This is a genomic window from Kribbella sp. NBC_00709 (assembly GCF_036226565.1).
In the GTDB taxonomy this organism is placed as follows: domain Bacteria; phylum Actinomycetota; class Actinomycetes; order Propionibacteriales; family Kribbellaceae; genus Kribbella.
Window position 1 is genome coordinate 683895 of sequence record NZ_CP108996.1, and the last position, 21960, is coordinate 705854.

Sequence of the window (21960 nt, forward strand, 5' to 3'; positions counted from 1 at the left end):
GTCAAGCATCGGTCGCGACGAGACCCGCGTAGATGTCGAGCAGATTCTTTGCAACCGCGTCTTCGTCCATCCACCGGGAGGACAACTCCTGGCCTCGTGTCCGCATAGCGTTCGCGGTCTCCGGCTCGGCCAGAACGGCCCGAACCCCGTCCGCCAGCCCGTCCGCGTCGCCCGGAAACGCCAGTACGGCGCTGTCTCCGACCAGTTCGGGTACGCCGCCGACCGCGGTCGCGACGACCGGTACGCCGACCTGCATCGCCTCCTGGAGCACCAGCGCCCGGGCCTCCCAGTGCGACGTGAGCAAGAACACATCGGCCGCACCGAGCAGGTCAGCCACGTCGTTGCGGTGTCCCAGCAGCTGGACCGGCAGCTGCTCGGCATCGATCCGCGCCTGCAGGTTGTCCCGCAACGGTCCGTCACCGACCACGATGAACACCGCGTGCGGAGTGGACTCATGCACCCGCGCGGCGACGGACAGCAGCGTCGGGTAGTCCTTCTGCGGCGCCAGCCGGCCGACGGTGAGCACCACGGGCCGATTGCCGACGCCAAGCGCGTGCCGGACGTCTTCGCGCGGCGTACGGATCCTGGGCATCGCCGGGGCGGCTACTGGAGCCAACTGGGCGTTACGCGCACCGAGGCTCTTCGCCAGCTCCACGAGGTCGCTGGAGGCTCCCAGTGTCAGATCCGCGCCTCTGGCAACCAACCGCTGCCCCATCCGCATCATCAGGCCACGTGGACCGGGTGCGATCACCGCGTTGTGCCAGGTGACCACCAGTGGGCGCAGCCTCGACCGGTCCCGCAGGGCAGTCATGCCGGCCCGGTAGCCGTGCGCATGGATGACGTCGGAGCCGCGCAGCCCGGCCGCCTGCGTGACGACCGTCGCCGGACCGAACTCGAAGTGCTCGGCCGTGCCCGGTGGGGCGCACACGACCACCTCGTGCCCAGCGCTGACGAACCGCGGCACCAGCGAGGCGACATGCTGGCCGATGCCGCCCCGCGACTCCGCGAGCAGCAGCCCGATCCTCATTTGTTGGTCTCCTCCACAGATCCCCGGCGTAGTAGCGCGCGGGCGTCGGGTCGGTCGAGGGCCATGGCAGCTCCGGCGTACACGACGACGACGGCCAGGCCGGACAGTACTGCGAACACGAGTGCCTTACCCACGCCGCCGTTCCCGGCCGGCAGTGCGGCCGCCCAGCCCGCCGCGCCGGCCAGTACTGCACCAGCCAATGCGGCAAGGGTCGCACGGCCGGAGCCGGCAAGTACACCAGGCCCCGCCTCACGTCGCAGTACGCCGAGCAGGACCACCGCGCCGACGACCATGCCGATCGACATCGCGGCTGCCAGCGCCGGTACGGCGTCCCAGTGCGCCGTCAGCACCACACCGGCCAGGGCGACCACGATCCAGGCCGCTGACGTCACTACTGCTACCTCACGACCACAGTGCCGTGCGTAGAGCACGCGGCCGACATGCATGAGTACGGCGAACCCGATGGCCGCTGGGGCGAACGCGATCAGGCCGTTGGCCAGTGAGGTCGCCTGGGTCTCATGCACCGCGCCGTCGTTGTACGCGAAGATCCTGGCGACCGGGACCGCCGTACCGACCAGCAGAGCGGCTCCGGCGCCTCCGGCCAGCAGTACTGCGCGCGTGGACGTGGCGGCGTACACGTCGAAGCGGTCACCCGACTCGAACGCCGCGGCCAGACGCGGAAAGACCGCTGTGGTGATCGGCACCGCCAGCACGGCGTACGGCAGCAGGTAGACAGCGTTGGCCCAGGTGTAGACCGCAATACTTCCCGCAACGCCACGGTGGTTGGCCAGGTACGTCGTGACCACGAAAGTGAGCTGCTGCGCGACTAGTACTGCCAGCCCCGCGAGAGCGAGCCGCCGCAGTACCGGACCGACGCCCGGGTCCAACCGCAGCGTGGGTTTGATCGGCAAGCGCAGGAAGAGCATCGGCACCAGGACCGTGAGCGCGAGCGCGAGAACGCCCGCAGTCGTGCCCCAGGCGAGCAGGTTGGTGGCGCCGCGGGACGCCGCGTCGGCCTCGGGCGCGGTCGCCGCGAACACGACGTAGGTGGCTACGACGACCAGGCTCGAGATCAGCGGCGCCAAGGCACCGGCCGCGAAACGCTTGTGGGACTGGAGAACCGCGGTCGCGACCACCGCCACGGCGTACCCGAACACCTGCGGCACGAAGATCGCCAGCATCCGCGTCGCGGTCCCCGTCGTCCCGCCGCAGTCGGCGCCGGGGTCGAGCATCGCGTCGGTGTACCGGCCCGCCAGAACCCAAGCCAGCAAGGCGACCGGCGCCAGCAGCAGGAACGACCACGACAGCAACGCCCCGACGATCCGGCCCTGCGCCGCCCGATCCCCGCGGGCCACCGGCCCGGCGAGCACCGGGATGACGGCACCTGCCAGCGCTCCGCCGGCCACAACCTCGAAGAGAATGTTGGGCAGCTGGTTCGCCGTCGTGTAAGCCTCGGCCAGACACCCGGCCCCGACGGTCTTCGAGAAGACCAACCACCGGGCGAACCCGACAACCCGCGCCAGGACAGTGATCGCCGCGACAACCAAAGCGGCGCGGGCGACCCGACTCACCTGGGTCGTCGGCCCCACTGGTCGATCTTGTCGAGGATCGGGGTGTCGGCGATGACCTTGGTGAAGCTGACCTTCTCGCTGGCCAGATTCAGCCCGACGACCGCCGCCAGCACGAGGCTCTTCAACGGGCGCGGGAGGGATGCGGCCAGCGCCGTACCGGTGATCGCGCCGAGGCCGTTCGCGCCGCAGTCACCCAGCATCGAGCGCTCGCCGAGGTCGGACGGTGCGGAGGCCGCGGCGGCACCGACGACAGCGCCCGCCGGACCACTCACGACAGCGAGCGGAGCGTTCAGCGCGGTGACCGCCTTGAGTGCGCGGCCGGGCCGCAGGTCGAGGAGGTTGGTGAGGTTCGCCGTGCCGGCGATCAAGGCGCCGTCGGCAACGACTCCGGCGAAGGCCTTCACGCCGCGGGACTTGCGCGGCAGCAGGGCGGCGGCCGCGAGACCGGCGGCGCCGACGCCGAGGATCTTGATCGCACCGCTGGTGACCTCGCCGCGCTTCAGCGCGCTGAGGTGGCCACGGAAGCCCTTGGCCTGTGTGGTTCCGCGCAGGTCGTCGTACGCGCCGACCGCACCGGACACTGCACCGGCGAGCAGCGCGGCCGCCTTCACCTTGCCGTTGCCCCGCGAAGCGGCGACGCCGGCGAGCGCACCGAGCACCGCGACCGGACCCTCGAGCAGCGTCACCGTCTCACCGCGATGGTTGGTGCGCTCGAACGGCTCCCAGTTCTCCTTCGGCAGCTTCTCCGCTGCGCGCTCGAGCCCGGCAGTAGCGGCCGCCGCGACGGCAGCGCTCAGAATTCCCACGTCAGTTTCCCTTGGTTTGTACGGCTGACGGCGCGATGCCGTTCTTCGCGTTGATCGCGCCGTACTGCCCAGCCTTGCCGCCGGCCTGCTCGACCAGTGCGAAGACGACCGTCATCTGCCCGGCCGGGATGTCGGCCACGTCCACCGAGGAAACGATCTTGGTGGCCTCGGAGTCACTCCGCAAGGCCTTGAGCAATCCACCGTCGCCCGCGCTGTCCGGCGTACCCGCGACCACGACCCCGCCGCTGCCGAGGTCCAGGCCCTTGATGAAGTCGACCGCGTCGCCGTACGTCGAGTTGTCCGGCGCCTGTGCCGGCGGCTTCGCGGCGATCACCACGATCAGGCCGGCCCGGTCCTTGATCTGCGACGGCTTCAGCGACAGCAGCTTCGCGCCGGTCAGCCCGCTGATCACCTTGGTCGAGTCGGCGTCGGCGGGCTTGCCCTCTTCCTTGGCCGCGACGCCGCGGGCGAGGATCATCCCGGCCCGCAGGTACGTCGTCGCGTCGGCCGGGTACTGGATGTCGGGGGTGACGAGCTGGTTGACCAGGGACTCGACCAGCTGACGCTGACCGGTGTCGAACAGCTTCGCGTCCAGCGCCACCTTGGTGTTCACCACGGCGCCGGCCTTCTCCAGCTCGCCCTGGACGCCGTCGCTCAGGTCGCTGTCGGCGTTCGGCATGGTGACGATCGTGACCTTCTTGTTCACCAGCTTGCCGTCGGTCAGCCCGGTGGTGACCTTGGCGACGAAGTCGTCGCGGTACTTGTCCAGGGCCTTCACCTGGACCAGCTCGGCGCGTGCGTCGGCGAGCTGCTGGCGGTCCTTCTCGGCCTGGCTCGCGACGATCTCGCTGCCGGTGCCCTTCAGCGGACCGGCGCCGAGCACCACACCGGCGCCCAGGGCGAAGAAGATCGCCACGATCGAGACGATGTGGTAGCGAAAGTCGATCACGTGAACAGCTCCCGGATCCAGTAGACGAAGTCGCTCCAGCGCGCCCGCAGGATCGACCACAACACGTCGTCGGCGCCGATGGCCACCATCGCCATGCCGAGTGCGAACAGGCCGGCCACCATGAGGGCGACCACCTGGAACGTCGAGACCCGGCTGCGGTACAGCCGGCCGACGCCCTTGGCGTCCACCAGCTTGGCACCGACCCGCAACCGGGTGATGAAGGTGCTCGCCATCCCGGAGCGTCCCTTGTCCAGGAACTCCACCAGCGAGTTGTGGGTGCCGACCGCGACGATCAGCGAGGCGCCCTTGGAGTCGGCCAGCAGCATCGCGACGTCCTCGCTGGTGCCGGTGGCCGGGAACTCGATCGAGTCGACACCGAGCCGCTCCAGCCGTTCGGACCCGGGCGCGCGGCCGTCGCGGTACGCATGCACGACCACTTCGGCGCCGCTCTTCAGCGTCTCGTCCTTGACCGAGTCCATGTCGCCGACGATCAGGTCCGGGACGTACCCGTTCTCCACCAGCGCGTCCGCGCCGCCGTCGACGCCGATCAGCACCGGCCGGTACTCGCGGATGTACGACTTCAGCGCGACCAGGTCGTCGCGGTAGTCGTACCCGCGAACCACGATCAGGACGTGCTTGCCCTCCATCGCGGTGTGGATGTGCGGTACGCCGACGCCGTCGAGCAGCAGGTCCTTCTCGCGCCGCAGGTACTCCAACGTGTTCGCGGTGAACGCCTCGAGCTGGGTCGACAACCCGGCGCGGGCGTCGTCCATCAGCTCCGCGACCGACTTGCTGTCCTGGGACAGGCCCTTCGCGACCGCCTCGGTACCGCGGTACAGCGTGCCTTCGTCGAGCCGGACCTGCTCGCCCTCGTGCAGGATCGAGAACACCTCGCGGCCGACGCCGTCGACCAGCGGGATACCGGCCTCGACCAGGATCTCCGGGCCGAGGTTCGGGTACCGGCCGCTGATCGAGTCGGCCACGTTCACCACGGCGGCGACCTTGCAGTCGACCAGCGCCTCCGCGCTCACCCGGTCCAGATCGACGTGGTCGATGACCGCGATCTCGCCCGGTTTGAGACGTTTGGTGAGATTCTTGGTACGGCGATCCAGCCGGACCACTCCGGTGACGCCGGGCAGTTCAGTGGGTCGTGCTCTCCGCAGGCTGGGCAGTCTCATCGCCCTCTCATCCTGCCATGTCAAGAGCCCCCTACCGGTTCATTTACCCGGCAGGCCCCCGTTAACGCACTGAATTAACGGTGACTGTGCGTCAAATCATCCTTTGGAACGACTTTTCTTCCGCGGTTTGTGGCGTTCGGCGGCCAGCGCCAGCAGCTCCTCGGCGTGGGCCTGGGCGGCATCGGAGTTCTCCAGGCCGGCCATCATCCGGGACAGTTCCTTCAACCGGGCGTCGTCGTCGAGCGCGACCAGCCCGCTGGTGGTGACCGAACCGTCGTCGCTCTTCAGCACCACCGCGTGACGGTCCGCGAACGCGGCGACCTGCGGCAGGTGGGTGACCACGATCACCTGGGCCTTCTCCGCCAGCCGGGCCAGCCGTTTGCCGACCTCGACCGCGGCGCGGCCGCCGATACCGGCGTCGATCTCGTCGAACACCAACGTGGGCACCGGATGCGTGTCGGACAGGATCACCTCGAGCGCGAGCATCACGCGGGACAACTCGCCACCGGACGCGGCCTTCTGCAGCGGGCGGGCCGGGCTGCCCGGGTTCGCCGCGAAGCAGAACTCGACCTCGTCGATGCCGAACGGACCGGCGGTGGTCTCGTGCACCTCGACCGACAGCTTCGCGTGCGGCATCGCCAGCCCGGTCAGCTCCTCGGACACCGCGACACCAAGCCTTTGCGCGGCTTCGATCCGGGCCTCCCGCATCTGCCCACCGAGGTCGGCGAGCGTCGCGTCCAGCTCGGCCAGCTCCGCGGTCAGTTGCTCGACCTTCTCGTCGCTGCCGTCGAGGTCGGCGAGTCTGGCCGCGGACCGTTTCGTCCACTCCAGCACCTCGTCGACGGTGCCCTGCTCAGCGCCGTACTTGCGGACCAGTCCGTGCAGCAACGCGCGTCGCTCGCTGACCACGGACAACCGCGCCGGGTCGGTGTCGACATCGGCGGCGTACGACGAAAGCTCGCCGGCCAGGTCCGCGGCGAGATAGCCCAACTCGCCGGCCCGGTCCGCCAGCTCGGCCAGCTTCGCGTCGTGCTCGCGCTCACCGTCCAACGCCTGCTTGGTCAGTGAGAGCAGTCCGAGCACGTCGTTCGGCCGGGTGGAGTCCAGGTCCTCGGACGCCAGCGCATCGGCGGCCGTCGTGGCCGCAGTACGCAGACCGTCGGCGTACGCGAGACGCTCCTCCTCGGCGGCGAGCTCGGTGTCCTCGCCGGACAACGGCTCAGCCTTCGCGACCTCGTCCAGACCGAACCGCAGCAGGTCCGCCTCGGCCAGGCGATCGCGCTCGCGCGTGGTGAGCTCGATCAGCTCGGCCTCGACCTCACGACGCCGCCGGTACGCGCCGGTGTACTCCTGCAGGGGGACGAGAACCGCCTTGCCTGCAAAGGTATCCAGCGTTTCGCGTTGCCGTGCGGGCTGCAGCAAGCGCCACTGGTCGGCCTGCCCGTGGATCGCGACCAGGTCGCCGGACACCTCGCCCAGCACCGACACCGGCACCGACGCGCCGCCGAGGAATGCCCGCGAGCGTCCCTCGGACGAGAGCTCACGCGCGATCAGCAACTCACCGTCGTCCAGCTCGCCGCCACGGTCCTCGGCCTGCTGCACGATCGCCCGCGGTACGCCGCTGGCGCGGCCCTCGACCCGCGCCCGGCGGGTCCCGTGGCGCACCAGGCCGCTGTCCGCGCGGCCACCGAGCAGCATGTTCACGCCGGTCACGACCATCGTCTTGCCGGCGCCGGTCTCACCCGTGACGGCGGTGAATCCGGGGTCGAGGTCCAACGTCGCGTCCTCGATCACGCCCAACCCGGTGATGCGGATCTCCGAGAGCATGTCAGGTCTCCTGTTGGCTGTTGCCGTTGCGTTTGCGCTCGGCGGCCCCACGCCAGCCGAGCACCGGGAGGTCGAACTTAGCGACCAGCCGGTCGGTGAACGGCGCCTCGTGCGCCCGGGCCAACCGCACCGGCGTCGCGCCCCGCCGGACCGTGATCTCGGCGCCGGGCGGCACCTCGACCATCCGCCGGCCGTCACACCACAGCACCCCGCGCCCGTGCCAGGACGGCACCAGCTCGATCGACAACTGCGACGTCGGCGCCACCACGATCGGCCGCGAGAACAACGCGTGCGCGCTGAGCGGCACCATCAGGATCGCCTCGACCTCCGGCCAGACGATCGGTCCGCCGGCGGAGAACGCGTACGCCGTACTCCCGGTCGGGGTCGCGACGACGACACCGTCACAGCCCCAGCGGGACAGCGGGCGGTCGTCCACCTCGACCAGGACCTCGAGCATCTTCTCGCGGGCGGCCTTCTCGACGCTGGCCTCGTTGAGCGCCCAGGTCTCGAACATCAGGTCGCCGTCCAGCCGGACGTCGACGGCCAGCGTCATCCGCTCCTCGACCGTGTAGGTGCGATCGACCACCACCTGGACGATCCGCTCCAGGTCGTCGACCTCGGCCTCGGCCAGGAACCCGACATGACCGAGGTTCACCCCGAGCACCGGCGTACCGTGCGGGCGGGCCAGCTCGGCGCCGCGCAGGATCGAGCCGTCGCCGCCGAGCACCATGATCAGCTCGACGTCGTTGGCCGCCTTCTCCGGGTCGTCGACGATCTCGACCGGGTCGAACTTGAGCTCTTCCGCCTCGCCGCTGAGCAGTCGGACCAGCATCCCGGCGTCGGTCAGCAACCGGTGCGCCTCGCGTGCGACCTCGACGGCCTGCTCCCGGCCGGTGTGCGTCACCAGCAGCACGCGCCGCGGCTCGTGCTCAGCCACCCTGCCTCCTCACTGCGGTCCGCGCTCGATGGCGCCTGCAAGCATCGTCTCATCGAGAGGCGGTGCTTCCCGGCGTATCCACAGGAAGTATTCGACATTTCCTGACGGACCAGGCAACGGGCTGGCCGCGACGCCCTCGATTCCCCACCCGAGGTCGCTCGCCTTCGCCGCCACGCCTCGCACCGCGTCCGCCCGCAGCGTCGGGTCGCGGACCACACCGCCCTTGCCCAGCCGCTCCTTGCCGACCTCGAACTGCGGCTTCACCATCAGCACCAGATCGCCGTCCGGCTTCACCACGCCGATCAGCGCGGACAGGACGAGTGTGAGGCTGATGAAACTCAGATCGCTGACCACGAGATCAACCGGTTCACCACCGATGTCCTCGAGCGTCAGCGTCCGGACGTTGGTCCGGTCCATCACCGTGACCCGCTCGTCGGTCTGCAAGGCCCACACCAGCTGGCCGTAGCCGACATCGACGGCGATCACGTGCGCGGCTTCATTGCGCAGCAGTACGTCGGTGAAGCCGCCGGTCGACGCGCCGGCGTCGAGGGTACGGCGGCCTTTGACCTGGACTGCCGGGAACGCCTCCAGCGCGCCGATCAGCTTGTGCGCACCGCGGCTCGCGTACCCGGGGTCCTCGTGCTCGGACGTGTCGACCACGATCGGGGCGTCCGAACCGACCCCGGTCGCGGGCTTGCCGGCCACGGTCCCGGACACCTTCACCTTGCCGGCCGCGATCAGCTCGCTCGCGTGCTCACGCGACCGCGCCAGGCCGCGTCGTACCAGCTCGGCGTCGAGCCGCGAACGCTTGGCTGCCTTGGCCACTCAGCTCCGGTCGCCCTGCTCGGCGTCCGCCTCCACCAAGGCACTCTGCAGTCGCTCGTGCAGGTCGGCGTACACCTCGCCGTGCTCGCTCACCGGCCGGTCCCGCAGCTCGTCGAGCCGGGCCATGGTCTCCTCCACCAACGGATGACCGCCCTCGCCCGGCTCCTCGATCGCCTCGGCCCCGGACACCTGCTCCTCACCCGGGTCCTCGGCCGACCCGGCCTCGAAGGAGTGCTCGTACTCCTCGCCCGGCGGGCGCGCGAACTCCGGCCCGAACTCGACCGCGGCCGGATCCACGTGCTCAGCGACGTCCTGGACACTCTCCTCGGCGACATCCTGGGCGCTGTCCTGGGCGCCGGGCTCGGTGTCGTAGTCGGGGTGGGCGGTCGTCTCCTCGGACTGGTGCGGGTCGAATCCGGGCTCGACGTCCGGGTCCACGTCCGGCGGGAACTGCTCGCCAGGATGCTCGGTCACGTCAGGCCTTCTTCGCCGTCTTCTTGGCAGCCTTCTTCGCCGCGGCCTTCTTGGCCAACGGGACCGCCTTCTTGGCCGGCACCTTCTTGGCGGCCTTCTTCGCGGCCGCCTTCTTCGCCGGCGCCGGCGCGTCCCCGACCGGCGCAGCGTGAACCGGCGCGGCGGCGTGGGCGTCGGCCAGCTCGGTCTCCAGCGTCTTCACCCGCCGGGTCAGCGCCGCGACCTCCTCGGAGCGGACGAACCCGAGCCGCGCAACGGCGCCCTCGACCTCGTTCGCCACGATCGCCTGCAGCAGCTGACGGTTGCTCTTGCTGGTGGCAACGATCTCGTCGGCCAGGTCGCTCACCCGGGTGGTCAGCGCGTCCGCCCCGGTCTGCTGCAGCAACGCTTTCGCAGCCGCCTGGGCCTTCTGCTTGGTGACCTCGGTCAACCCGTTCGCCAGCTGTACGTAGCCGCGCACTGCGTCCATCACCATGACTGCCTCCTCGCATCGTTCCCAGCAACGGTATCGCCTCGGACGAGGGATACCAGCCAGCAGCACCTACTTGTCGAGGCCTACCCGGTGCAGGGCCGCGTCGATAGTGATCGAATCGGGCGTCGGAGCGGGCTTCGGCCGCGGGCGGCGGGTGCGGCCGGCTGCCTTCGCGGGCTTGGCCGGCTCCACGGGCGCGTCGACGGCGGCCCACACCGCGGACAGGATCGCGCGCAGTCCGTCGTACGGCTCGCCCTCGCCCTTGACCGCGACCGCGTTGTTCACGACCTCGGCGGTCCAGCCCGCACAGGAGTGCTTCCCGCCTTCGACGGTCACCCCGGGCTGCTTCTCGGCCAGCGCGCTGAGGCCCGCGGCGACGTACGTCGGGCGCTGGTTCTTCGGCGCCCGCGCCAGGTCATAGGCGTCGTGCACGCCGGTCGCGACCCACAGACTCGCGATCCCGACCGCGTTCGCGCCCTGGATGTCGGAGTCGAGCCGGTCCCCGATCATCAACGGGCGCTTGGCTTCCAGCCGTTCGATGCTCGTCTCCAGCAGCGGCGGCTCAGGCTTGCCGGCGACGACCGGATCCACGTCGACCGCGGCCCGGACCGCCTGCACGAGCGTCCCGTTCCCGGGCGCTTTGCCGGCCGCGGTGGGGATGGTCAGATCCAGGTTGGTCGCGAACCACTTCGCGCCCTCGTGGATCGCGTGCGCGCCGTCCGCGAGCATCACCCAGTTCACATCCGGGTGGAAGCCTTGTACGACGGCCACCGGGTGCGCGTCGCTGCTGCGGACCGGCGTCAGCCCGTACTCCTCGAGCGCGACGTACAGGCCCTCGCCACCGACCACCAGGACCGGTGAGCCCTTCGGGTACTCGCTCGCGATCAGCTTCGCCGCGGCCTGCGCGGACGTCACCACGTCCTCGGCGATCACGTCCAGCCCGAACGATGCGAGGTGCTCGGCAACGACCCGCGCCGGCCGGCTCGCGTTGTTGGTGATGTACCCGATCCGCATGCCTTCCTTGGCAGCGTTCCGCAGGTTCTCGGGTGCGTCCGGCACCGGGTCCGGGCCGACGTACACGACGCCGTCCAGGTCCAGCAGCGCCACGTCGTACCGGCTCGCGAGCGGTTCGTCACACGCCGACAGCGGTTCGGGCGCTTTGTCTGCCGTGCTCATACTTCACCCCGTACGATTCCGCGCATGCCGGATACGAGCGGGAGGGTGCTGAGGCTCGATCCGCTGCGCGCCTGGCGGTTCGTGGCGGGCAAGGTGAGCGCGCTCGGCGCCGTCACCTCACCGCCGTACGACGTGCTGGAACCCGCCATCGTCCGGCGGCTGACTGACTCTGATCTGCACAACATGGTGAGGCTCATCCTTCCACGCGATCCGGGCCTCGGCCCGGCCCGGTACAACGAACCCGCGCAGCGGCTCGCCCGCTGGCAGCAGGACGGTGTGGTGGTGCAGGACGAGCGCCCCGCGCTGTACGTGTACGAGCAGCGCCTCGGGACCGCCGTACTGTGCGGACTGGTCGGCTCGCTCGAGCTGGATCCGGCACGCAATGTGGTGCTTCCACACGAGGAAGTGATGCCGCACTGGGTCGACGACCGGCTCCAGCTGATGGAGGCGACCGACGCGGACCTGGAGCCGATCCTGCTCGCGTACGCCGACGGTGGCGTGGCGAGCGATGCTGTGGACGCGGCGCGGTCCGGCGAACCGTGGGTGGAGGCCGAGACGTACAACGGCGCGGAGCATCGCATCTGGCGGATCGACGACCCAGAGGTACTCGCGGCGATCTCAGCGGAGCTGGCGAAGCATGAGGCGGTCATCGCCGACGGACACCACCGTTATGCGGCGTACCTGGAGCGTCAACTGCGAGAGCCGTACCGAGAGGGCTCAGCGGTCGGTCTGGCGATGCTGGTCGACTACATCCGCCATCCGCTCACACTGGACCCGATCCACCGCGTCGTACCGGGTCTGGACCTGGAGACGGTGCGGACACACACGCCGACGGGCTGGCAGATGCAGCCTGGTCGGGTGGAGGGCGATCCGGACCGCATCTCCGTCACAGACGGCACCAGTTGGCTGACGCTTCACTCCGATGGGAACACACCGACCGTCGCGCTACTCCACGAGGTGCTACTGCCGGCCTGGGGTGTGGTGGAGGAGGACATCAGCTTCCACCACACACTCGCAGACGCACTGGCGCTGGCAGGACCTCAGCAGGCGGCTGTGGAGCTCTCGGCGCCACGGATGGACCAGGTACTACGGTCCGCGGCCCAAGGCGTCGTACTGCCGCAGAAGGCCACATCGTTCGGGCCGAAGCCGCGGGTAGGGCTGCTGTTTCGGATGCTGTGAGTCAGGGCCGGTGGTACAGGCCGAGGAACTGCTCGCGGAGAGGCTTGCGGGCAGCGCGGTGGCGTTCTGTGAGCCGTCCGAGGGTGAAGGAGAGCTCCGGGTCGTCCTGAGCGGCGGCATCCGCAGCCATGCCGGTGAGAGCGTCTGCTGCCGCGCAGTGGTCCTGGTGCTGGCCCAGGAGCTCTTGGTACGTGGCAGCTTGGGCCGCGGTGGCCTTCGCTTCGTCGCCCAGTACGGACGCGCTGGTGTCGGCGGCGTACCGGACGCGCTTCGCCAGCAGTCGGACCTCGTGCCAGTGGTCGTCAGGGCTCCAGGGCTTCAGCTTGTCGGCTTCCTGGGCGAACTTGACGGTGGCCGACTGCAGTAGCTCCGGCAGCACCTCGCCGCACGGCCTGTCGGCCTTGGGCGTCAGGTCCGGGGCCACGGCGACCGACTCGATCGTGGTCAGCAGGTCCTTGGTCGCCTCGCCGAGCACGACCTCGGCGGACCGTGCGGCTGCGCGGTCCAGTCCGAGGGTGAGTGTCGTGAGGATCGTGTCGACGTGTTCCTCGTTGTCCTCGCTGGTGGCGTTCTCGCGGACGAGGGCGGCGATCACTTCCAGATCGCGCGCCTCACCACACGCCTGGGCAAGCGCGGCCAGATCGGCCCGGAGCTCGGGCGCCCAGGCGCCGGCCAGGAGTTTGCGGAACAGCTTCAGATCGCTCCGCAGCCGCCGGCACGACACCCGCACCTGGTGAATGGCGTCGTCCTCACCCGCCGACACCATCCCCATGGACTTCTCGAGCCGCCGAGCCCCCTTCGCGAGGGTCACAGCGACGAGCAGACCAACCGGGCTCTCAGCCACTACCAAGTCCCGGTCTTCCACGGTCTACTCCTCAGCACCCTTGGACGTCTCGCCCGACGCCTCGCCGCTCCCAGCCTCCGTCACATCCCCAGCCTCGTCCACCCCAGCCACGTCGACCTCGGCGTCCTCGGCGTCCTCGGCCTCGTCGTCAGACCCGTCGACACCGTCGTCGTCCAGTTCGTCCACCAGATCCGCGGCCTCTTCGTCGTCGGTCTCGTCCTCAAGCTCGTCGGCTTCGTCCTCGAGCTCGTCGGCTTCGTCCTCAAGCTCGTCGGCTTCGTCCTCGGACTCGTCGGTGACGTCTTCGTCGGCTTTCTCGTCCTCGAAGTACTCGTCGTCGACGACCGTGTCGTCGTCGAGGTCGGTGAACTCGAGGCCTTCGAGCCGCGCGGCACGTTCGGCGGCGCCGGTGACACCATCGCCGTCGACACCAGCCGCACGGTGGAACCAGACGAGCGCCTCATCAGTACGCCCCGCCTCCTCCAGCGCATCGGCGTACGCGTACCGCAGCCGCGGCAGCCACTCGGCCCGCGTCCGCTTGCTCAGCTCCGGGATGTCCAATGTCTGGATCGCCGCCGCCGTCTGCCCCATGTCGCGCCGCGCCCCGGCCGCCACGATCAGCAGCTCGATCTGCGTCGGCTCGGACAGCTCGTTGACGTGCTTGTCCTTGGTCAGCGCCAGCGCCTTGTCCGGCCGGCCGAGCGCGCGCTCGCAGTCGGCCATCATCGCGATGACCTCGTGGTTGCCCGTCATCCGCCGTACGGCCCGGAACTCGGTCAACGCCTCGTCGTAGTGCTCAGCCAGGTACGCCGTGATCGCCACAGCCTCCCGCACTCCACCAAGCCGCGACGCAAGCCGCCGCGCGACCCGCGCATGCTGGTACGCCAGCTCCGGGTCGTCGTCGAGGAACCGCCCCGACGCCACCAGGTGCTGCGCCACCAGATCGGCCAGCGTCCGCGGCAACGACCGCAGCTCGGCCTTCACTCCACGGTCGAGCTCGGCTCCGGTGATCCCTTCCGGAATCTTCGGATCGTCCCGCCGCGGCCCGGCCTTCTCCTCACGGTCCTCCCGCCGAGGCCCACCACGCCGCTCATCCCGGCCGCCCGAACCTCGCCGCTCATCCCGACCGCCCCGCCCCCGTGCGTCCGCACCCCGCCCGCGCGAATCTCCACCACGCTCATCCCGGCGGAACCCACCGCGCTCGCCACCGCCACGCTCGTCCGGCTGGTATCCACCACGGCTCGCCCCGGCGCGATCATCCCGCCTCGGCCCACCACGGCTGTCTCCCCCGCGGTCATCCCGCGAGTACGACCCACGCGAATCGCCGGACCGATCATCACGGTTGTATCCACCACGGGAATCACCAGACCGCTCGTCCCGCCGGTACCCACCACGGGCATCGCCGGACCGGTCATCACGGCTGTACCCGCCACGGGCATCGCCGGACCGGTCATCACGGTTGTATCCACCGCGCGCATCACCGGATCGATCATCACGCCGGAACGCACCGCGCTCCCCACGCGCGGGCCCACCACCGCGAGCCGCACCGGGTCCCCGCCCACGCGAATCCCCGCCACGCGAGTCACCGGACCGGTCATCCCGCCGGTACCCGCCGCGATCGTCACCAGACCGCTCGTCGCGCCGGAATCCACCGCGCGCGTCCCCGGATCGGTCGTCGCGGTTGTATCCACCACGCTGATCGCCCGACCGCTGGCCGCCCCGATACCCACCGCGCTCTCCGCCGGTCCGCTCATCGCGCCGGCTGGAACCACGGTCATCGCCGGATCGGTCGTCGCGGCGGTAGCCACCACGGCTCGCCCCACCGCGGTCATCCCGCGAAGCACCACGGCTGTCTCCCCCACGGTCATCCCGCGAGTACGGACCACGCCCGCCGCCACCACGGTCATCCCGCCGGGACGCACCACCGTCGCGCGAGTATCCACCGCGGCCACCGGACCGATCATCACGTCGGTCGTCGCCACGATCATCTCGCCGGAACCCACCGGATCGGTCACCACGCCCGGCGCCGCGACCTCCTTCGCCAGCCAGCTGCCCACCGAACGGATCCCGCCGGTCCTTGTCGTCACCACGGGACCCGGCGAAGCCACGCCTGTTGTCCGACGAGCTCTCATCCCGATCCCGGTACGACGAGCCGCCGCCCGAACGCGGATCACCGGTCCGCCCCGCACCCGATCGCCCACCGGCAAAGCCTCCGGGACGGCTGGGCGCACCACCAGAACGACCGCCGGCGCCGCCACGACCGCCCCCAGAACCCGCACGACCACCCGAGCCGCTCGCTCCAGAGCTCGAACGACCAGCGCCGGCTCCGGAACCAGAGCGACCACCGCCCGAGCTCGAGCGACCAGCTCCGGAACCAGAGCCCGAGCGACCGCCGGACTCCGGACGTCCACCTCCACTGCGGCCGGAACGGCCGGCGCCTCCGGAGGAACCGCGGCGGTCCCCTGAGCCGGAGCGAGGATTGCGAGGTGGCGTCGCCACGGTGACTCCTAACGAAGCTGAAGAACAGTAATCGGACAAACGTTACCGCGTCTGCAGCGGGGGTGATGCCCTGGCCGCCAGTCAGACACCTACGGCGGCAACAGGGATGACAAGAGAGTAGACAGCAAGGCCACGAAAACTGGCCGTATAAATGTTAAGGGCCACCCCCGAGGGGGTGGCCCTTAACAGTGTGAATGTCCGGCGGCGTCCTACTCTCCCACGACCTCCCGGTCGCAGTACCATCGGCGCTGGCGGGCTTAACTTCCAGGTTCGGAATGGAGACTGGGTGTTTCCCCGACGCTATGGCCACCGAAACAATATGAGAACACTATCAACCTGCCAAGCCACGAACCCCTCGAGAGGGTTCGGTGTGCTGGGGTGACCGTATTCCGGGAACCGTACAGTGAACGCGAACATCAGTTACATAGCGCAGACTCATCATTGCCCGACAACACGCTCCCAATGGGGGGTGTTGTGTATGAGACAAGCCCTCGGCCTATTAGTACCAGTCAGCTCCACACCTTGCGGCGCTTCCACTTCTGGCCTATCAACCCAGTGGTCTACTGGGGGCCTTACCCGGTTAACCCGGTGGGAGACCTCATCTTGAAGCGTGCTTCCCGCTTAGATGCTTTCAGCGGTTATCACTCCCGAACGTAGCCAACCAGCCGTGCTCCTGGCGGAACAACTGGCACACCAGAGGTTCGTCCACCCCGGTCCTCTCGTACTAGGGGCAGCCCTTCTCAAGTCTCCTGCGCGCGCAGCGGATAGGGACCGAACTGTCTCACGACGTTCTAAACCCAGCTCGCGTGCCGCTTTAATGGGCGAACAGCCCAACCCTTGGGACCTACTCCAGCCCCAGGATGCGACGAGCCGACATCGAGGTGCCAAACCATCCCGTCGATATGGACTCTTGGGGAAGATCAGCCTGTTATCCCCGGGGTACCTTTTATCCGTTGAGCGACGGTGCTCCCACATGCCACCGCCGGATCACTAGTTCCGACTTTCGTCCCTGCTCGACATGTCTGTCTCACAGTCAAGCTCCCTTGTGCACTTACACTCAACACCTGATTGCCAACCAGGCTGAGGGAACCTTTGAGCGCCTCCGTTACCTTTTAGGAGGCGACCGCCCCAGTCAAACTACCCACCAGGCACTGTCCCTGATCCGGATAACGGACCAAAGTTAGACAGCCAGAACAATCAGAGTGGTATTTCAACGATGACTCCACCCGAACTGGCGTCCGAGCTTCACAGTCTCCCACCTATCCTACACAAATTGTACCGACCACCAATACCAAGTTGTAGTAAAGGTCCCGGGGTCTTTCCGTCCTGCTGCGCGTAACGAGCATCTTTACTCGTAATGCAATTTCGCCGAGTCCACGGTTGAGACAGCGCCCAAGTCGTTACGCCATTCGTGCAGGTCGGAACTTACCCGACAAGGAATTTCGCTACCTTAGGATGGTTATAGTTACCACCGCCGTTTACTGGCGCTTAAGTTCAAAGCTTCGCCGGCCTAAGCCAGCTAACCTGTCCCCTTAACGTTCCAGCACCGGGCAGGCGTCAGTCCGTATACATCGAATTACTTCTTCGCACGGACCTGTGTTTTTAGTAAACAGTCGCTTGGGCCTGGTCTCTGCGACCATCACCGCTTCGGTAAGCAAGTTACCTCACGGATCCGGTCCCCCTTCTCCCGAAGTTACGGGGGCATTTTGCCGAGTTCCTTAACCATGGTTCACTCGATCGCCTTGGTATTCTCTACCTGATCACCTGTGTCGGTTTGGGGTACGGGCGGCTCTAACACTCACTGCGAAGTTTTTCTCGGCAGCATGGGATCATCCACTTCCCCTGAACGGGTCCGCCTCGGCTCTCAGGCTCAATGAGACACGGATTTGCCTATGCCTCGCCCTACCACCTTGCCCGCGGATCAGCTTGCGCCTACCATCGCCGCGGTTGGACTACCCTCCTGCGTCACTCCTCAATGCACCTACTACCACCTCGGGTCAAACCGTCCACCGATCCGTCCGAAGACATCACAGCTTCTGATTCTTAGCATCAGCAGGTTCGGTCGGGTCGTGTTAATGCCGGTACGGGAATATCAACCCGTTGTCCATCGACTACGCCTGTCGGCCTCGCCTTAGGTCCCGACTTACCCAGGGCAGATTAGCTTGACCCTGGAACCCTTGATCATCCGGCGGACGGGTTTCTCACCCGTCATTCGCTACTCATGCCTGCATTCTCACTCGTGCAGCATCCACAACTCCATCACTAGGCTGCTTCACACGCTGCACGACGCTCCCCTACCCATCCACACACCTGGACATCGATCAAGTCGATGCCGAGTACGAGTGTAAATGCCACAGCTTCGGCGGATTGCTTGAGCCCCGCTACATTGTCGGCGCGGAATCACTTGACCAGTGAGCTATTACGCACTCTTTCAAGGGTGGCTGCTTCTAAGCCAACCTCCTGGTTGTCTGGGCAACTCCACATCCTTTTCCACTTAGCAATCGCTTAGGGGCCTTAGCTGGTGATCTGGGCTGTTTCCCTCTCGACTACGGAGCTTATCCCCCGCAGTCTCACTGCCGCGCTCTCACTTACCGGCATTCGGAGTTTGGCTGATTTCGGTAAGCCGGTAAGCCCCCTAGACCATCCAGTGCTCTACCTCCGGTAAGAAACACGCGACGCTGCACCTATATGCATTTCGGGGAGAACCAGCTATCACGGAGTTTGATTGGCCTTTCACCCCTATCCACAGGTCATCCCCCAGGTTTTCAACCCTGGTGGGTTCGGTCCTCCACGCGGTCTTACCCGCGCTTCAACCTGCCCATGGATAGATCACTCCGCTTCGGGTCTAGAGCATGCGACTAAAGCGCCCTATTCAGACTCGCTTTCGCTACGGCTACCCCACACGGGTTAACCTCGCCACACACCACTAACTCGCAGGCTCATTCTTCAAAAGGCACGCCGTCACACCCACAAAGTGAATGCTCCGACGGATTGTAGGCAATCGGTTTCAGGTACTATTTCACTCCCCTCCCGGGGTACTTTTCATCTTTCCCTCACGGTACTAGTCCGCTATCGGTCACCAAGAAGTATTTAGGCTTAGCGGGTGGTCCCGCCAGATTCACACGGGATTTCAAGAGTCCCGTGCTACTTGGGAAAACACTCAAGAGTCACTGTCTTACGCCTACAGGGCTATAACCCACTACGGCTCAACATTCCAGAAGATTCGACTTCAACAGTGATTGATAACTCTTTCGATCCACGGCATTAGATCAAGAATGCTCCCACGACCCCACATGCGCAACGCACGCCGGCTATCACACGCACATGGTTTAGCCTCATCCGCTTTCGCTCGCCACTACTCACGGAATCACTTTTGTTTTCTCTTCCTGCGGGTACTGAGATGTTTCACTTCCCCGCGTTCCCTCCAGAACCCTATGTGTTCAGGCACTGGTAACTGGCTTTAGAATGCCAGCTGGGTTTCCCCATTCGGACACCCCCGGATCACAGCTCGGTTGCCAACTCCCCGGGGCTTATCGCAGGCTCCAACGTCCTTCATCGGCTCTTGGTGCCAAGACATCCACCGATTGCCCTTAGTAGCTTGTCACAAAACAAACAACAAAAAGACAAAATTACGCTACAAAGAGATGCTCGCGTCCACTATACAGTTCTCAAAATACGGGCAGGAACACCAACCCCTAACCACCACACACCGCAGAACCCATCCCCCAGGGAAACAACACACCCAGAAAAATGAACCCCACCGCAGTTTGGTGAGAGCCGGCCCCAGCCACCACACACACCAGATCCGCAAAGATCCAGTGCATCCGTGACCCAGAAGAAACAGCCCCAACCCCCGAACCCCAAAAGATCCGTTGGCCAGGCCCGATTCCTCAGGACCCAACAGCGCGCCTCGGCCCTTCACCCATCCCTCTCTCACGTTCCACGCCAACCCCCGAAAGGGACAGCAGTACTAGCTCGATCAGAAAAGATCCAGGCCTAATGGTCAATGTTCCACAGTCCGAAGCACCATCACCCTCAGAACATTCGCCTGAGCAAGTGATGAATAGACACTCAAAGAGTGCCGAGTGCTCCTTAGAAAGGAGGTGATCCAGCCGCACCTTCCGGTACGGCTACCTTGTTACGACTTCGTCCTAATCGCCAGCCCCACCTTCGACGGCTCCCTCCACAAGGGTTAGGCCACCGGCTTCGGGTGTTGCCGACTTTCATGACGTGACGGGCGGTGTGTACAAGGCCCGGGAACGTATTCACCGCAGCGTTGCTGATCTGCGATTACTAGCGACTCCGACTTCATGGGGTCGAGTTGCAGACCCCAATCCGAACTGAGACCGGCTTTTTGGGATTCGCTCCACCTTGCGGTTTCGCAGCCCTTTGTACCGGCCATTGTAGCATGCGTGAAGCCCTGGACATAAGGGGCATGATGACTTGACGTCATCCCCACCTTCCTCCGAGTTGACCCCGGCAGTCTCCTATGAGTCCCCACCATCCCGAAGGACGTGCTGGCAACATAGGACGAGGGTTGCGCTCGTTGCGGGACTTAACCCAACATCTCACGACACGAGCTGACGACAGCCATGCACCACCTGTATAGGACCCTTACGGACCCCGCATCTCTGCGAGATTTCCCTATATGTCAAACCCAGGTAAGGTTCTTCGCGTTGCATCGAATTAATCCGCATGCTCCGCCGCTTGTGCGGGCCCCCGTCAATTCCTTTGAGTTTTAGCCTTGCGGCCGTACTCCCCAGGCGGGGCGCTTAATGCGTTAGCTGCGGCACGGAGGACGTGGAATGTCCCCCACACCTAGCGCCCAACGTTTACGGCGTGGACTACCAGGGTATCTAATCCTGTTCGCTACCCACGCTTTCGCTCCTCAGCGTCAGGTAAGGCCCAGAGAGCCGCCTTCGCCACCGGTGTTCTTCCTGATATCTGCGCATTCCACCGCTACACCAGGAGTTCCGCTCTCCCCTGCCTACCTCTAGTCTGCCCGTATCGGAAGCAGGCTCGGGGTTAAGCCCCGAGTTTTCACTCCCGACGTGACGAACCGCCTACGAGCCCTTTACGCCCAATAATTCCGGACAACGCTCGGACCCTACGTATTACCGCGGCTGCTGGCACGTAGTTGGCCGGTCCTTCTTCTGCAGGTACCGTCACTCTCGCTTCGTCCCTGCTGAAAGAGGTTTACAACCCGAAGGCCGTCATCCCTCACGCGGCGTTGCTGCGTCAGACTTTCGTCCATTGCGCAATATTCCCCACTGCTGCCTCCCGTAGGAGTCTGGGCCGTGTCTCAGTCCCAGTGTGGCCGGTCGCCCTCTCAGGCCGGCTACCCGTCGACGCCTTGGTAGGCCATTACCCCACCAACAAGCTGATAGGCCGCGAGCCCATCCCCAACCGCCAGAACTTTCAACCAACCACCATGAGGCGGCCGATATTATCCGGTATTAGACCCCGTTTCCGAGGCTTATCCCAAAGTTGAGGGTAGGTTGCTCACGTGTTACTCACCCGTTCGCCGCTCGTGTACCCCCGAAGGGGCCTTACCGCTCGACTTGCATGTGTTAAGCACGCCGCCAGCGTTCGTCCTGAGCCAGGATCAAACTCTCCGTTGAAAAATATAGACAAACCAGAAAACTGGTGAGTCGACAATCGGAAAAGCGATCCTTTGAATCAGAAACAACCATAAACTGGCTTGTCATCCGTATTAACTTCAAAGGAATCCGAACACAGACAACAAACAACCCCACCAAGAAACCCAGAAAGGTCCCCAGCAGAAATCATCCGAAGCCCATGCACGGGATTAATGCATCTTTCGGCATTGACTTTCGGCACGCTGTTGAGTTCTCAAGAATCGGACGCACACCGCAGCTCAGCCTTTCGGCCTCGCTTCCGGGGCAACCTGCGCTACCTTACCGGACCAGATCCACCGAGTCAAGACCCGATTTTTCTGACGATCCACCCGCATCCAAGCTACCGGCCCGGGTCGGACGACACGGTTCGGCTCAGCTAGCCTTGGGGGGTTCGGAGCGACCGGCCGCTTTCGCGTCCCGCACTCGCTCCAACAAGAAGAACATTACGTGGCCCGCAGGTGGCCGGTCAAATCGGTTCCCGGTGTGCTGAATCACAGGCCTGTAATTTGCCTTCGGCAACCCGGGTGTGGGAGTGGAGTCCACTCCCACCCGACGAC

The 21960-nt window shown here is 66.3% G+C and carries 15 protein-coding genes and 3 rRNA genes; 1 reads left to right on the forward strand and 17 read right to left on the reverse strand.

The features are described from left to right. Nucleotide 1 precedes the first annotated feature (1 nt). The 11 genes from OHA18_RS03225 to OHA18_RS03275 form a co-directional block, all read right to left on the reverse strand. Nucleotides 2–1027, reverse strand: coding sequence for a glycosyltransferase family 4 protein (locus tag OHA18_RS03225; RefSeq protein WP_329002052.1), 1026 nt, complete (start codon nucleotides 1025–1027; stop codon nucleotides 2–4). Further along, nucleotides 1024–2616 (reverse strand): murein biosynthesis integral membrane protein MurJ, encoded by a 1593-nt coding sequence (gene murJ, locus OHA18_RS03230; protein WP_329002054.1) that lies wholly within the window; start codon nucleotides 2614–2616, stop codon nucleotides 1024–1026. The genes OHA18_RS03225 and murJ overlap by 4 nt, the downstream gene beginning before the upstream one ends. Further along, nucleotides 2595–3404: a hypothetical protein gene (locus tag OHA18_RS03235; protein WP_329002055.1), complete on the reverse strand. Its 810-nt coding sequence runs from the start codon at nucleotides 3402–3404 to the stop codon at nucleotides 2595–2597. The genes murJ and OHA18_RS03235 overlap by 22 nt, the downstream gene beginning before the upstream one ends. Nucleotide 3405: 1 nt before the next feature. Further along, nucleotides 3406–4353 (reverse strand): copper transporter, encoded by a 948-nt coding sequence (locus tag OHA18_RS03240; protein WP_329002057.1) that lies wholly within the window; start codon nucleotides 4351–4353, stop codon nucleotides 3406–3408. Then, nucleotides 4350–5531 (reverse strand): putative cytokinetic ring protein SteA, encoded by a 1182-nt coding sequence (gene steA, locus OHA18_RS03245; protein WP_329002058.1) that lies wholly within the window; start codon nucleotides 5529–5531, stop codon nucleotides 4350–4352. Before steA ends, OHA18_RS03240 begins: the two co-directional genes overlap by 4 nt. Nucleotides 5532–5627: 96 nt before the next feature. Further along, nucleotides 5628–7358 (reverse strand): DNA repair protein RecN, encoded by a 1731-nt coding sequence (gene recN, locus OHA18_RS03250; protein WP_329002060.1) that lies wholly within the window; start codon nucleotides 7356–7358, stop codon nucleotides 5628–5630. A gap of 1 nt (nucleotide 7359) precedes the next feature. Next, a complete protein-coding gene (locus OHA18_RS03255) occupies nucleotides 7360–8295 on the reverse strand; it encodes an NAD kinase (RefSeq protein ID WP_329002061.1) in 936 nt (311 codons plus the stop codon). A gap of 9 nt (nucleotides 8296–8304) precedes the next feature. Beyond that, nucleotides 8305–9120: a TlyA family RNA methyltransferase gene (locus OHA18_RS03260; RefSeq protein ID WP_329002063.1), complete on the reverse strand. Its 816-nt coding sequence runs from the start codon at nucleotides 9118–9120 to the stop codon at nucleotides 8305–8307. Continuing rightward, nucleotides 9121–9594, reverse strand: a complete 474-nt coding sequence (locus OHA18_RS03265) for a hypothetical protein (RefSeq protein ID WP_329002064.1) — start codon at nucleotides 9592–9594, stop codon at nucleotides 9121–9123. Between the two features lies 1 nt (nucleotide 9595). Continuing rightward, nucleotides 9596–10069 carry a phasin family protein gene (locus OHA18_RS03270; RefSeq protein WP_329002066.1) on the reverse strand — a complete coding sequence of 158 codons (474 nt, stop codon included), beginning with the start codon at nucleotides 10067–10069 and terminating at the stop codon, nucleotides 9596–9598. A 66-nt stretch (nucleotides 10070–10135) separates the two neighbouring features. Further along, entirely contained in the window at nucleotides 10136–11242 is a 1107-nt protein-coding gene (locus tag OHA18_RS03275) for an HAD-IIA family hydrolase (protein WP_329002068.1), read from the reverse strand. Nucleotides 11243–11266: 24 nt separating this feature from the next. Between OHA18_RS03275 and OHA18_RS03280 the strand changes: the two genes are divergently transcribed. Beyond that, on the forward strand, nucleotides 11267–12421 hold the full coding sequence (locus OHA18_RS03280; RefSeq protein ID WP_329002069.1) for a DUF1015 domain-containing protein: 1155 nt from the start codon (nucleotides 11267–11269) through the stop codon (nucleotides 12419–12421). 1 nt (nucleotide 12422) lies between these two features. Here the strand turns inward: OHA18_RS03280 and OHA18_RS03285 are convergent, their stop codons facing one another. The 6 genes from OHA18_RS03285 to OHA18_RS03310 all read right to left on the reverse strand — a co-directional run bounded on the left by OHA18_RS03285 (nucleotide 12423) and on the right by OHA18_RS03310 (nucleotide 21385). Next, entirely contained in the window at nucleotides 12423–13286 is an 864-nt protein-coding gene (locus OHA18_RS03285; RefSeq protein WP_329002070.1) for a CHAD domain-containing protein, read from the reverse strand. 3 nt (nucleotides 13287–13289) lie between these two features. Continuing rightward, entirely contained in the window at nucleotides 13290–14249 is a 960-nt protein-coding gene (locus OHA18_RS03290) for a hypothetical protein (protein WP_329002071.1), read from the reverse strand. Then, nucleotides 14246–15352, reverse strand: coding sequence for a hypothetical protein (locus OHA18_RS03295; RefSeq protein WP_329002072.1), 1107 nt, complete (start codon nucleotides 15350–15352; stop codon nucleotides 14246–14248). Before OHA18_RS03295 ends, OHA18_RS03290 begins: the two co-directional genes overlap by 4 nt. A gap of 608 nt (nucleotides 15353–15960) precedes the next feature. Further along, nucleotides 15961–16078 (reverse strand): 5S ribosomal RNA (rrf, locus tag OHA18_RS03300). Between the two features lie 165 nt (nucleotides 16079–16243). Further along, nucleotides 16244–19368, reverse strand: a 23S ribosomal RNA gene (locus tag OHA18_RS03305). 492 nt (nucleotides 19369–19860) lie between these two features. Then, nucleotides 19861–21385: ribosomal RNA gene (locus tag OHA18_RS03310) — 16S ribosomal RNA — on the reverse strand. The 16S, 23S and 5S rRNA genes sit together here, the layout of an rRNA operon. Nucleotides 21386–21960: the final 575 nt, after the last annotated feature.

What these genes read in the sequence shown, in the direction of transcription:
- OHA18_RS03225 (WP_329002052.1), bottom strand. Translation starts at nt 1,027, where the DNA reads ATGAGGATCGGGCTGCTGCTCGCGGAGTCGCGGGGCGGCATCGGCCAG.
- steA (WP_329002058.1), bottom strand. Translation starts at nt 5,531, where the DNA reads ATGAGACTGCCCAGCCTGCGGAGAGCACGACCCACTGAACTGCCCGGC.
- recN (WP_329002060.1), bottom strand. Translation starts at nt 7,358, where the DNA reads ATGCTCTCGGAGATCCGCATCACCGGGTTGGGCGTGATCGAGGACGCG.
- OHA18_RS03270 (WP_329002066.1), bottom strand. Translation starts at nt 10,069, where the DNA reads ATGGTGATGGACGCAGTGCGCGGCTACGTACAGCTGGCGAACGGGTTG.
- OHA18_RS03275 (WP_329002068.1), bottom strand. Translation starts at nt 11,242, where the DNA reads ATGAGCACGGCAGACAAAGCGCCCGAACCGCTGTCGGCGTGTGACGAA.
- OHA18_RS03280 (WP_329002069.1), top strand. Translation starts at nt 11,267, where the DNA reads ATGCCGGATACGAGCGGGAGGGTGCTGAGGCTCGATCCGCTGCGCGCC.